Origin of the sequence: Cedecea selenatireducens (assembly GCF_042138895.1) — a bacterium.
Lineage (GTDB): Bacteria > Pseudomonadota > Gammaproteobacteria > Enterobacterales > Enterobacteriaceae > Cedecea > Cedecea selenatireducens.
The window spans coordinates 100972-113704 of sequence record NZ_JBHIKW010000001.1 but is presented as its reverse complement, the minus strand read 5'-3'; the positions used below and the strand labels follow the sequence as shown (position 1 = coordinate 113704).

General features: G+C 49.2%; 13 protein-coding genes. 9 read left to right on the top strand and 4 right to left on the bottom strand.

The features are described 5' to 3' along the window. The first annotated feature begins 39 nt into the window (after positions 1 to 39). The 7 genes from ACE38U_RS00515 to ACE38U_RS00485 all read left to right on the top strand — a co-directional run bounded on the left by ACE38U_RS00515 (position 40) and on the right by ACE38U_RS00485 (position 6860). Complete coding sequence (locus ACE38U_RS00515) at positions 40 to 1284, top strand: IpaC/SipC family type III secretion system effector (RefSeq protein WP_176982743.1); 1245 nt, start codon at positions 40 to 42, stop codon at positions 1282 to 1284. 63 nt (positions 1285 to 1347) lie between these two features. Beyond that, positions 1348 to 2454, top strand: coding sequence for an IpaD/SipD/SspD family type III secretion system needle tip protein (locus ACE38U_RS00510; RefSeq protein WP_176982742.1), 1107 nt, complete (start codon positions 1348 to 1350; stop codon positions 2452 to 2454). 20 nt (positions 2455 to 2474) lie between these two features. Further along, a complete protein-coding gene (locus ACE38U_RS00505; protein ID WP_375528951.1) occupies positions 2475 to 2942 on the top strand; it encodes a hypothetical protein in 468 nt (155 codons plus the stop codon). Between the two features lie 21 nt (positions 2943 to 2963). Beyond that, positions 2964 to 5045 (top strand): hypothetical protein, encoded by a 2082-nt coding sequence (locus tag ACE38U_RS00500; RefSeq protein WP_375528950.1) that lies wholly within the window; start codon positions 2964 to 2966, stop codon positions 5043 to 5045. A 10-nt stretch (positions 5046 to 5055) separates the two neighbouring features. Further along, positions 5056 to 5304, top strand: coding sequence for an acyl carrier protein (locus tag ACE38U_RS00495; RefSeq protein ID WP_038482350.1), 249 nt, complete (start codon positions 5056 to 5058; stop codon positions 5302 to 5304). A gap of 65 nt (positions 5305 to 5369) precedes the next feature. Continuing rightward, positions 5370 to 6284, top strand: a complete 915-nt coding sequence (locus tag ACE38U_RS00490; RefSeq protein ID WP_375528949.1) for a hypothetical protein — start codon at positions 5370 to 5372, stop codon at positions 6282 to 6284. Between the two features lie 81 nt (positions 6285 to 6365). Continuing rightward, positions 6366 to 6860 (top strand): LuxR C-terminal-related transcriptional regulator, encoded by a 495-nt coding sequence (locus tag ACE38U_RS00485; RefSeq protein ID WP_038482356.1) that lies wholly within the window; start codon positions 6366 to 6368, stop codon positions 6858 to 6860. A gap of 167 nt (positions 6861 to 7027) precedes the next feature. On the opposite strand, the gene ACE38U_RS00480 is transcribed toward ACE38U_RS00485, so the two are convergent. The 3 genes from ACE38U_RS00480 to pth all read right to left on the bottom strand — a co-directional run bounded on the left by ACE38U_RS00480 (position 7028) and on the right by pth (position 10020). Further along, positions 7028 to 7906: a hypothetical protein gene (locus ACE38U_RS00480; protein WP_375528948.1), complete on the bottom strand. Its 879-nt coding sequence runs from the start codon at positions 7904 to 7906 to the stop codon at positions 7028 to 7030. A 298-nt stretch (positions 7907 to 8204) separates the two neighbouring features. Then, complete coding sequence (ychF, locus tag ACE38U_RS00475) at positions 8205 to 9296, bottom strand: redox-regulated ATPase YchF (RefSeq protein ID WP_038482359.1); 1092 nt, start codon at positions 9294 to 9296, stop codon at positions 8205 to 8207. Between the two features lie 139 nt (positions 9297 to 9435). Beyond that, positions 9436 to 10020: an aminoacyl-tRNA hydrolase gene (gene pth / locus ACE38U_RS00470; protein ID WP_008454164.1), complete on the bottom strand. Its 585-nt coding sequence runs from the start codon at positions 10018 to 10020 to the stop codon at positions 9436 to 9438. A gap of 274 nt (positions 10021 to 10294) precedes the next feature. Here pth and ychH point away from each other — a divergent pair, with 274 nt between their 5' ends. Both ychH and ACE38U_RS00460 read left to right on the top strand, forming a co-directional pair. After that, complete coding sequence (gene ychH / locus ACE38U_RS00465; protein WP_038482363.1) at positions 10295 to 10573, top strand: stress-induced protein YchH; 279 nt, start codon at positions 10295 to 10297, stop codon at positions 10571 to 10573. Between the two features lie 123 nt (positions 10574 to 10696). Beyond that, entirely contained in the window at positions 10697 to 11749 is a 1053-nt protein-coding gene (locus tag ACE38U_RS00460; protein ID WP_375528947.1) for a MerR family transcriptional regulator, read from the top strand. Here ACE38U_RS00460 and ACE38U_RS00455 read toward each other — a convergent pair. After that, on the bottom strand, positions 11706 to 12617 hold the full coding sequence (locus ACE38U_RS00455) for a LysR family transcriptional regulator (protein WP_375528946.1): 912 nt from the start codon (positions 12615 to 12617) through the stop codon (positions 11706 to 11708). The two genes, ACE38U_RS00460 and ACE38U_RS00455, sit on opposite strands and share 44 nt — an antisense overlap. Positions 12618 to 12733 lie beyond the last annotated feature (116 nt).

Genomic DNA, 12733 nt, shown 5'->3' with positions numbered 1-12733 from the left:
TATTATTACCCGCAATAATATAAAGGAGTTTTATTAATTATGTCCGATCCAATTATTGGTACTGGTGCGTCAGAACGTTATTTACGCGTGCAAGACGTTCAGACCGAAACAAAAAGTGTTGTTATTCAGGAAGAGAAAAGAAATGTCCTGGACATGTCCGATCTCGCCAAAAAAGAGGGCATGCTGTCGTTGATGATGGAAAAACAGAGTCTGCGTACCGATACGACTCAGGCATCATCTGCGGCACAGAAACGCAAAGGGGGAGATATTGAAACTGATACCCCGGCTAAAACGGTGAAATTATCCGTCGCAGGGGAAGGGGATGCAAATAAAGCAGAGCGCCTGGCAGCCTCCGTGCCTGGCGTATTAACGTCACAGATCAATATTACGCAGCCAAATAATAAATCGGCAGATATCGGTAAAAGTGACAGTCAGTCAACCGTAAGCAACGCTTCGTCTTCCGCTGGTCAAGCTCGTTCGCAGCCCGCTGTTGAAGGCGGTACTGATATCACCGCCGCAGATGCCGCGGGACCACGGTTCATCAACGTTGTGGGTTCCATGAAGCAGCTCGAGGTGAGCAATACCATCACCACCGTAATGCTAAATGCTGAACGAGATGCCAACAAAGCGGCGGCGGCGGCAACAAACCGCAGCGTAGATGCGGCGGCTCGCGCAGGTAATAAAACCATTGAGGCTGCTCGACAGAATCTCAACGGGGCAATCACCTCCGGTGCGCTGGGTATTGCAGGCCAGGGAGCGACGACCGCGACCCAGATGAAGGCGCTAAATAAAGAAGGCACTTCCATCACCAAGAATCTGAAACCGGCCCGCAACCTTGAGCTTGGCGTTCGCGAGCATCAGACCGCGATTAAGAGTGGCAAAGATAGCATGGTTCATCAGAACAAAAAGCTGTCTGGCGATGTTGAGGCCACCATGACACATCCGCAGGCTGCTGATATGCACGCCAGCTCGCTTAAGCGCGATACCCACAATTCGGTACAGCTTGCGACGCAGAAGAGCCGTGTTACCGCCGAGTACGCTAACCAGGGCATTCGTTCCGGGCAGGGGGCTGTTGAAGGGGCATTTGGCGTATCAGCCGCTGAGAAGCAGAAAGAGGCAGAGCTGGCCCGCGCCGACCGCGATGTTAACAACGAACTGGCCAATACCCAAAGTCAAACGGCCAAGAAGGCCGCAGAGACAAATGCGGCCATCCGGAGTATGACCGACACCATACTCAACGCTAATAACAGCGCGGTATCTTCCATCGCGGAACGTACACGCTAAATCTGAAGAATAAGCAACGTATGCAGGGATACCCGGCATACGTTGCTCAAAAGGAATATCGCCATGCTTAACGTAAATAATGCTCTACCCAACCCCGTTAGTTACTATCCCGCTGATACCAACGCTACCCAGGCTGCGCCGATGGCTGAAACTCACGCAGGTTCAACTTCGGAACTGAACACGAAACTAATAAAAGAGCTTATTGCCCAGTTGGACACCCCTAATAAGGCAGATAAGTTTGATGAAATTAGGGCACTGCTTGGTCAGTATGGTTTGGATACCAGCGGCGAAGATTTTAATAACAGCAAACTGCTTGCCGCATTAGAGCGTCTCAAAACGGCCAATGACGGCGCACAACCGTCAGATGACGTTGCAGATATGGTCGCCAATCAGAAACAGCTTGTAAAGAGTAGCGCTCAGGCGTTATCGGATATCCAACGCGAGATCGTTACAAATCGTACTAAGGCGAACTATTCGTTAAGTCAGTTTTCGGCTGAGAAACAAAGAGCGGCGCAGGAACCTGCACCGGAGCCAAAGAGCGGTGATGACGAAATTTCCACCCACACCAGCTATGCCGAGCTGTGGGCCAGAATGGCCCTCGCTATTAAAGAAATTAAAGGCGATTACGTAGATTTCTATGCCGATTTGATGCAGAAGTATACGGAAATGTACGAAGCTTATAATACGCACGTGCAGGGGGCGGCATCCAAAGCCGTTTCCACAGGTGATGACGGTAATAATGTTAAGTTCGATACCACCGTCATGAAAAAAGGGTATGACGACTTCAGGAAAGAAGTTAACGGTATCGACCTGGGCAGTGTAAAAAACTGGGATAAAATGACGCCGGAAGAGCGTAAAAGTATGGAAACCACGCTTGCGCCTGCCTTTAAAGTAAACAATAGCGGTGAAATCGAATTCAACCTCGATCAGTATAGCGCCGCACCTAATTATCCATCAGGTATTAGCGGTGGCAAAGTTTCTACGGCCAGCTACCAGGCGTGGCTTGCCTCCTTTAATGCAGGCGGCAGCGCCCTGCAAAGTAATATGCAGGCTTTTGCCCAACGGTATAGCCAGGCAAACAGCACCTTCGATAATTTGAATAAAGTATTGAGTGGTGCGATCGCGTCCCTTGCGGAAAGTGCAAAAGACGTTCTTAAAGCCTTAGGTTAAAAATTTACTGAGTGGGTTATATGGACGGCATCTACAGGTTCGCATCGCAAGAAAGTTTAAGACAAGATATTTATCTGACTCAGGGAGTAAATGAAACCTATGGTGCATTCGCCTGCCGCGTTTCGGGCTTGCAGGTTAAGTTTGCGGAACCAGACACTTTTTTAAGACGTATGAACAGTGAGTCGTCTAACAGCTCGCAGGGGAGTTTTAAAGACCATTTTGGCTATGCTTCTGCATTAGAAGAACATCATTCATTGCCCGGTGAAGGGGTTTGTGCCGCACAACGTTATTATTTTCATATGCGAGCAGATACCCTAAAACAAGCGTCTTCGCACAATAATGACCGTGCCGATCAAGATTTAATCGAGCAGCCTCAAATTCAAAGTCGCTCTCGAGAAACGAGTGATGAGCCAAAAAAAACGGTCATTCAGCGGCTGTTAAATTTCCTAACCCGGTGCTTTATGCCCTGTATCAAAGTCAAAACATAGGACAGTTGAGGAGCTATTATTATGCCTGGATCTATTAATGGTGCAGTCAGACAGGATATTCAATCTATCCATGCCAGAGGCATGGATAGCTCTGCATGCGCGACCGACAGACCCGCTTTTATCAATCTGATTGCAGAAGGTAGAAACGATCCGATAGCCCTATTTAGACAACACCCGCATCAGACCGTTAATGCAAAACAGCTTGTTTTGCATGAGGCGCAAAAAAACCTTCCCGCCGATTTCCTTCAAAAGGATTTAAGCCCAGAAGGAAATAAGATCAGAACGCTTATCGGTGTTATCTATAAGGATGTGCAGGATAGCGGTAATGCAGACGATATAGCCAAACTTGATAAAGTTTGTAAGAAACTTGCCGAAGCTAACGGCAATGAAAATAAAGAGCAGAAGGTAACAAAGGAACTCTCAGGCCTGGTTTCAAAATACAGCGAGGGTGCTTTTGAAAAGGTCATCAACAAGTATATTGAACACTGCATGGAAGCCTGGGAAGATCATCACCAGGCGAGGTCAGTGGATACTCACGACAAGGCCATCTTCAAGCAATGTCTGGATGTTTGCAAATCTACGCTGAAGCACGACGTGGAAGGTCTGACACAGCCCGATCAGCCATGGGAAACGATGGCCCAGAAGCTGAACTTTTTCGTCAATGACTGTGCCGCTATTTCGAAAACGCTGACATTTTATGATGCGGAACCGGTGACCCCTGCACCACAGGGCCCGGAGACGCTGAATCCTAACCCCGACGGTGGTGCAGATAACCAACGAGTATTTATTCCAACCGGGCCAGGGCAGGGCGGCATTACCCTGAATATCACCAGCCAGGGGGGGAGTGTTGGCGATATTACCCATTCAGTTGGTGCGGCGAATACCGCGCCCGCGGACTCTAATTCTGCGATTGTTAAGCACATTCTCGATTCAGGTCTTACCAATATTGAAAAGGTGGGTCTCATTAAAGACCTGTTTAATGCTGGCATTGGAGGCGGGAGCAACTTCCTTGGAAATCTGGCTGGCGTACAGGGCTACAGGCAAGAGCCAGCTGTCGACACTCCGCAGCAAAACGTTGCCAGGCGGGAAATTGAAACCCAGACGCCAACGCGTGAATTAAAGAGCATCGCTACTCAAACTGAGGGTGCGACTGAAACGGAAACTGTTAACGATGCGAGCCCTGGTCCTGAGCCCAAAGTTCAGCAACAGCCAACCATTGTGGTTGAACAAAACAGGCTGAAGACGGCGTTCGGCGGCGAGGCGTCCAAAATGCAGCATGCGCAAAATTTGGAAGCGGACAACGTCGATGGCGTCGTGCTGCGCGAGAAAAATGAGCCATCCGGCCGCACTTCTTTATCAAGCGGTGATTTTATTTACACCACCACGCGCAACATCGATCCGTTGAATCGCAGAACTTCAACGCCGAAGCATTTTATACCCCTTGGGCCAGAGACTACACCTGAGCGGGCAAGCGCAAAAGTCGTAACGCTGGCGGATAAGTTTGAAGCTTTGAATCAAAGGGCTCCTTCAGCCTTCGCTCACCTGGATAAAAACGGTGCCGTGGCGTCTGAAGAAGAAAAGGCAAAACTAACAGCGGATCATGACGTTGAGAAGAACTTAACGGATAGCCTGATAAGGCCTGAACCTGAACCCTCACTAAATCCTCAGGTGCGCAGTGACGGTTCGGCGGCTAACAGGGCACCCGCAGGTGTCAAAACTGCCAATCCAGGCATGGATTCAACTGATGGCGGAATGCTTCGCAAGCATGGTGAAGAGGTTAGCCGTAAATCTGCAGCTGATGGTTTCCAGCCAACGCGAATTAATGCTGCCGCCGTAAATATGCCCGGGAATAGGTTTAGCAACGAGTATGTTTACACAACGGTACGCACTGTGAATTCATGGAACAGGGAGCCGAAGCCGGTGAGTTTCGTTCCTAAGGGTTCCCAATCTGACTTAGCCGAACTGGATGCGGTGATTTCGAAGTTAAGGCCAAGAGATCAATCTGAATTCGATGCTCTGGAAAATAAGAGTGTTGAGCAGGACAAAGAAAAACTTCCTTTTCAGGAAAAGTTAGCGGAGTTCATAAGCCGACGCGAGCAATAGGTTATTAACCATGAATGAAACAGTGATTGATAAAACGGTAGCTTCGCTGGTGGCTAATCTCATTTATCAGGTCAACGGCGTTCTACCAGGAAATATTAAACTGGAGGATAGTTTAATTACCGACCTGGCAATGGACTCCGTTGAGCTTATAGACCTCCTGATGCGACTCGAAGAGATAGGCGTCACGATACCGGAGTCCGATATCAGTAGCAGCCTAACCGTTGCGGATATTATCCAGCGCGTGCAGGAAAGTGCATAACGCAGTTCGTTCAATGTCGCCTGAACATGGGGAGTGCGACAGTAAATTAATAAGGAAACTATCTAATGATTACAATGCCGATTCCGCCTGCTGAACTGTACCAGGCGATGGCCAGCGCCAGTGCTAAAGCCGCCACGGCCGCAGGGAATGCCATGAATAGCGTCCAGCAGGGATTTCTTTCTTGCGTGACAAAAGTATACAACTCGCTGGTAGCGATGAAAGATGCGGTCGTTGCAGGTTTCCATCGCCTTAGTGAGAGGATGAGTCCCTCGGCTACTGACGCTCCTGCGTCAACATCTCCTGCGTCAACATCTCCTGTGTCAACGCCGCCTGTGGCTACGCTTAATCCTATCTCGGGAGCCGACACGAGGATATTCTGTCAGGAGTTAGTGCGGAAAATGGAAGCTGACCCTGGCTCTATAAATGGTATGTTTCGACAGAGTCCAGCGATCAAACTTAGCGAATTTAATCAGCGTTTGACCGACCAGACTGCATTTCTGGAGGCGATCAAAAGTGATGAAGTTAACAATGTTGAAGCAGGTTTTTTGATTAAGCAATGGATGGGGCAAACGCTGGCGGGTAATAAATTTTCTCCTGAAGAGCGCAGGGCGCTGATGGCCAGCAAGGATAATAAAGCCGAAGTGAATAAAATTTTTGAAAGTAAATTTAATTCAGCTGATGCTAACGGCCGGGAGAATAAAGATAAATTTATTTCGCTACTTTCTGTCATGCGTTCATATAAAGAAATATCTTTAGCAAACATCAATATGGAGAGCCGTCAACACGACCCTAGCGTTGTTGGGATTATGGGTATCGCACAAACATTTGATTTGGATGTAAATCTAATGCTTGCCACAACCCCTGCAGAGATTGCGATGCGTAACAAAGAAAAAGATGAGGCATTGACGGCATTTACGGCGCTGTTGGACCATTGCCCTCCGGGCGTGCCGCCGAAACCGGTCTTTATGCGCGCCAACTAATCCCCCCGCTCTGTCAGCATACTCAAGGCCTGCTTAGCAGGCCTTTTAATTAAATATTTCAGCTTGAGAACGGATGGTGTTGTGCAGATTTATTCCTGCGATAATTATTTTATTCTTGGTGTGCGTTCATTAATTGAAAAACTTGATATCAGTAATTCCTCCGGAATGATAGTTTTTGATGCGGGCAGCGAGTACGTCTATATTTTCCATGGTGATAAATTACGCCATGCAGATATCAATGATTCATTCAGCGCTCTGGTATATTGCAGCCATGCCTTTTTAAGCAAAAATGCTACTCTCAACGCATATGCCAGTCGCCTTCAAGCGAGTCCTGAAAAGGACTTCGATGACGAGACAATGGCTATTTTGACCCGCAGAGAAGAGATGATAATTAAGGCGTTATACAAAGTCTCTAACCGTAAGCATCTTGCCGAGATGTTTAGCATCAGCGAAAAGACCGTTAGCACGCATACGAGAAGAGGGTTACATAAGCTAGGCGTGAAAAATACCAATACGCTACACCGTATTCTTCAAGCCTGGCAGGCTGTATTACCGGCAATTCTTCCGGACTCGTAATTGTAAAATCCGTCGCATTCATAAAAAAATCCACGCCGGGGCGTGGATTATTTTTATATATTATTGCTGCAAGCAATAACTTTTCTTCATGATCATACCATCATTTGATATATATTTGATTTTAAGGTTTTTTATGGATGAAGATATGAGGTTTTCATGGGTGCAATTTAAAGCCCTGCTTTTGATAGTGTTTTAATATTTATTTTTCTTGTGGGGCTATCTTTCCCAAGCATATCATCCAGTTGTGCAATGCATGAATGATATTCTTTCTTGATTTCATTTGGAATGTATCTGAACCCACCTTTAATATAGTCGGAGATTATGTTTTTTTTCACTTCATCGTCAATAAATTCTAATGTATCACGCTTAAATACAAGTCCGAAATCTATGGGTTCGACGGTGCCTATTGACGTTTTCAAAAAGTTAGATGGTTTTGCATCACCCATAAAAAATCCATTTTTAAATAGATCGTTGACGCCTGTTAGTGTGTCCTGGAAATTTGGAGTCTTGCCGTTGATGAATGGCATTTCAATACATTTTTCTACTATAGTGGCTGGTTTTTTAAAACTCTGTATTTTTATATGATATTCATTGCACATATTTGCTTCATGAAAAATTTCATTTACTGTTAAGTTTTTCGTTTTCTTTAGAATAGATTCACCATCTTTATATACAGTTCCTCTTGATCCCTTACCCAATAATTGCTTCTCATCATCAGGAATGTAATTTGTTTTTAATAATTTTTTAGCATTGGCTTCCCAGGAGTGAATTTGAGAGTTGATAAATGAATCATCTTTGAAAGATTTAATGGTTTTTATTTCCTTGATTAATTTTGAAACCTCTCTGTAATTTATATTGGTACTGCAAGGGGTACCTCGGATTATAAATTCAGCCTCTCTATTTTTAAATTCATACTGAGTGTTTACTATACTCACTAACTTTTCCAACGACTTGCTAGATAGCGATGTATTGTTTGTTTTTTTATTAATGGCACTTTGTAAATTATCAGAGTGAATATTTATTTTTTCTTTAAAGAAACTAATCATATTAATATCACCTAATCATAGGTTTAGTGAATGGGAAGGATGTTAGCTTCCACCCATGATAATGGTTTTTTCGTAGATTTCTTTCAAAAAAGAGGAATATCAAGTGCGGGCACAGCCGCTATATCAATTACCACTTGATTAAAAAATGTACTCACCTGCATACTCATATTTGATTGCGCTTCTACGAAACTGCCTGAGACGCTATGAAATGAAAAAAATCCACGCAATTGCGTGGATTCTATAGGATTTTGCCGTTGTTATGAGATTCAGTGAAACCTCATGAGACAGCAGATTTTATTTAGACGTTGAACAAGAAGTTCATCACGTCGCCGTCTTTCACAACGTAGTCTTTACCTTCGGCGCGCATTTTGCCGGCTTCTTTCGCGCCTTGCTCGCCTTTGTAGGTAATGAAGTCTTCATAGGCGATGGTCTGCGCGCGGATGAAGCCTTTTTCGAAGTCGGTGTGGATTTTACCCGCGGCCTGTGGGGCGGTAGCACCGACAGGGATGGTCCACGCACGCACTTCTTTCACGCCAGCGGTGAAGTAAGTTTGCAGGTTCAGCAGCTCGTAGCCTGCGCGGATCACGCGGTTCAGGCCAGGCTCTTCCAGACCCAGCTCGGCCATGAACTCGTCACGGTCAGCGTCGTCGAGCTCGGCGATGTCGGATTCTACCGCAGCACACACGGCAACCACGACGGAACCTTCGCCTGCAGCAATTTCGCGAACTTTATCGAGGTACGGGTTATTTTCAAAACCGTCTTCGTTAACGTTGGCGATGTACATGGTTGGCTTCAGGGTCAGGAAGCTCAGGTATTTGATGGCGGCTTTATCTTCTTCGGTCAGGTTCAGCGCGCGCAGCATACCGGCGTTTTCCAGCTGTGGCAGGCATTTTTCCAGCGCGGCCAGCTCGGCTTTAGCGTCTTTGTCGCCACCTTTGGCCTTCTTCTGCACGCGGTGAATAGCGCGTTCACAGGTATCCAGGTCAGACAGTGCCAGCTCGGTGTTGATAACTTCAATATCGTCAGCCGGATCCACTTTATTATTTACGTGGATGATGTTGTCGTTTTCAAAGCAGCGCACCACGTGGCCGATAGCTTCGGTTTCACGGATGTTGGTCAGGAACTGGTTGCCCAGGCCTTCACCTTTAGACGCGCCTTTTACCAGGCCAGCGATGTCCACGAACTCCATGGTGGTCGGCAGAATACGCTGCGGTTTAACGATTTCGGCCAGCTTGTCCAGACGCGGGTCCGGCATAGGTACAACGCCCGTGTTCGGCTCGATGGTACAGAACGGGAAGTTAGCCGCTTCAATACCCGCTTTGGTCAGCGCGTTGAACAGAGTGGATTTACCAACGTTCGGCAAGCCGACGATACCGCATTTGAATCCCATGGTTTAAATCACCTTAATTGCTTGATAATCAATGAATTTTAACGTTTTCATTGAAAAAATGTAGATAACTTTGCGCATTATACACTTAAACCGCCGTCAGCGGGCGCGGAAATCCTTTCCAGCAGGGCGGAAGAACGGATTATTGTGCTTTAAAGGCGTGCAGACGATTGGTCGCTTTTGTCAGACCTTCTTTCAGCCAGACCTCGGTGCAGCGCGCCGCTTCGTCCACGGCATCGTCAATCAGCTTCTGTTCGCTGACCGGCGGTTTACCGAGCACGAAGCCGACAACTTTGTTTTTATCGCCCGGATGACCGATCCCAACGCGTAACCGATGAAAGTTCGGGTTATTACCCAGTTTGCTGATGATATCTTTCAGGCCGTTATGCCCGCCGTGGCCGCCGCCAAGCTTGAATTTCGCGACGCCCGGAGGCAAATCCAGCTCGTCGTGCGCAACCAGAATTTCATCCGGCGCGATGCGGAAGAAGGTGGCCATGGCCGCGACAGCTTTCCCGCTGAGGTTCATAAACGTGGTCGGAACCAGCAGCCGGACGTCTTCACCGCCGAGGTTAATCCGGGCGGTATAGCCAAAAAACTTCGCTTCTTCTTTCAGCGACTGGTTATGACGCTCGGCCAGTAAATCCACATACCAGGCCCCGGCGTTATGGCGGGTCGCGGCGTATTCAGCGCCTGGGTTAGCCAGGCCGACAATTAATTTGATGCTCACGTTTAAATTCCTGAAAACCGTTCACAGCGGCGTAGTTTACTGCGCGACGGCGGCGTTGACAAAGCGCAATCCCCGCGCCGACACATTCTTGAATAGTTGACGATCTGAACCATTAGAATTTCAAGTAACTCAGGCGCTTATTTGTAAACTTTTGTAGAGCTTTCGTTCGTAATTGTGATCGCCCACGCACATGCTCTTTAGGGGCATTGTCTATACTTTAGTCACAAGGAAAGGGGATGTTCCCCACCGACCCGTATACTTGCGGAGGTGACATATGAAACGCAGAAACGCTTCGTTACTCGGTAATGTCCTCATGGGATTGGGACTGGTTGTGATGGTGGTCGGCGTGGGCTATTCGGTTCTGAACCAGCTCCCGCAGCTAAATTTGCCTCAATTTTTCGCCCACGGTGCAGTGATGAGCATTTTCGTCGGGGCCGTACTTTGGCTCGCTGGGGCACGTATCGGCGGGCGCGAGCAGGTTTGTGACCGTTACTGGTGGGTTCGCCACTACGACAAGCGCTGCCGCCGGGATGAGCATCATCGCCACAGCTAATATTTAGCAGATTCGAAGAAACGGCTCCTTTTCAGGGGCCGTTTTTTTTATGCTTACGGGGTTGACCCTCACGTAACGTGAGGCTGCAAACTCCCCCTCAGCAGAAGCCAAAAGGAGCAGGACATGTTGTTTAAAGTAGGCGAACTGGCAAAGCGCGCCGGTATCACGGTACGCACGCTACACCATTACGAAGCGATGGGCCTGCTGCTTCCTTCTGCCCGCACCGCCGCCGGTTACCGTTTGTATAACCGGCAGGATATCACCAGGCTGCACCATATTCAGGCGCTAAGCCGAATGGGGATGAGCCTGAACGAGGTGCGCGACTGTCTTGAGCGTCAGGCGCTGTCGCTCCAGGAGATCCTGGATTCGCAGATCTCAATGCTGGACGGCCAGCTGGCGGAAATTGCCGTGCTGCGTCAGCGCCTGGTTACGCTGCGGGAAACCCTTCGCAGCGGCGCAGAACCTGACCTCGAGGAATGGCTTACTACGCTGGAGTTAATGACGATGTACGATCGCTATTTTTCAAAAGAAGAGTTACAGCGCCTGCCTTTTGCGCAGGCTGACAGCCACCGTGACGATGAATGGAAGCAGCTTGTGGGGCAAGTTGCCGCGCTTCGCCAGCAGGGCGTATCGCCTGCCGACGTGCGGGCACAGCGGTTAGCAACGCAGTGGATGGAAATGCTGGAGCGCGACACGGCGGGTGAACCTGACTTTTTGGTTCGACTGAACAAAATGCATCAGGCCGAGCCTGACATGGCCCGGCAGACGGGGATCTCAGCGGAGATGACCGACTACGTGACCCGCGCATTTGGCCACGGCAAGCTGGATATTTACCGGCGTTACCTCAACGAGGAAGAGTTTGCTTTCACCAGCAGCCACTATTTCGACCGCATGCAGGAGTGGCCGCCGCTGGTGGCGGAGGTGCGAAAGGCTAATGCACAGGGCGTGAAAGCTGACTCAGAGCAGGCGCAGCAGCTTGCTCGCCGCTGGCTGGAGCTGTTTCAGTCGTTTGCCGGGACTTCACCGCTGACACAGCAAAAATTCCGTGCCGCAATGGCTCAGGAGCCCGAACTGGCCAAAGGAACCTGGATGACGCCGGAGGTGCTGGCCTGGCTGCAGCAGGCGATTGGCGCTATGTTCCAAGCCGCTGGACTAAGAAATCAACCAGGCTCCTGACCCGCAAAGAGAGATGACGGGCATGAGGATAGAGTAAAATAAACGGTCGTGAGGTGCCGCCGTGCTCCGGCAGCACCTCAATCAGTGAACCGTCGGCCAGGTCCTGTTCCACGTTGAACCTGTAGGTCTGAATCAGGCCCGCGCCGCTTCTGGCAAGCGTTACGCTGCCCAGTACATCTTCTGCGCAGGTGAAGCTGCCGTGGGTGAAAATGTCGGTATTTTTACCGTCGAGGCTGAATGTCCAGGGTACTTTGCGCCCGGTGCTGGGCAATTCAAACTGAATGCACTCGTGCAGCGCCAATTCGTCGAGCGTTTTGGGTATGCCAGCCCGAGCCAGATAGGCCGGTGAAGCAACCGTGATCAGTTCCGCGTCTTCGAGCTTACGGGCAATTAGCGAGGAATCCGCGGGCGAACGTCCGCGAATGGCAATGTCGTAACTTTCGTCGGCAAAATCGATATTACGGTTGCTGATGTGAACCTGAACGGACACGCGCGGGTGGATCTGTCTGAATTCAGGCAGCAGCGGCAGCACGCGATGGTGGGCGTAGGGAGTGGGCAGGCTTATGCGCAGTATGCCCGCAGGTTCACTCTGCGCGCCCGTCACTTCTCGCTCGGCTTCTCTGAGCTGCTGCAGCGCCTGCTGGCACTGGCGAAAGTAACGTTCCCCGCTTTCGGTTAATCTTATCTGCCGGGTGGTGCGCACGAACAGGCGTACGCCTAATCGCTCTTCAAGCCGCGCAATAGAGCGGCTGACCGCCGCGGGCGTGATGCCCATAACATTGGCAGCTGCGCTGAAGCTCAGCTGCTCTGCGGCCTGGCAAAACAGCTCCAGCGTGCCTATCTGCATCTCTTCGAACTGGCGTTTCATGGCGAGGTTTCCCGTTTATCTATTACATGAGGTATCTTGTCATGTTACGGATGGCTAATTTATTGGTCATTATGTCATAAGTATAGTGGGCTCCACACACACTCACACACTGGAGC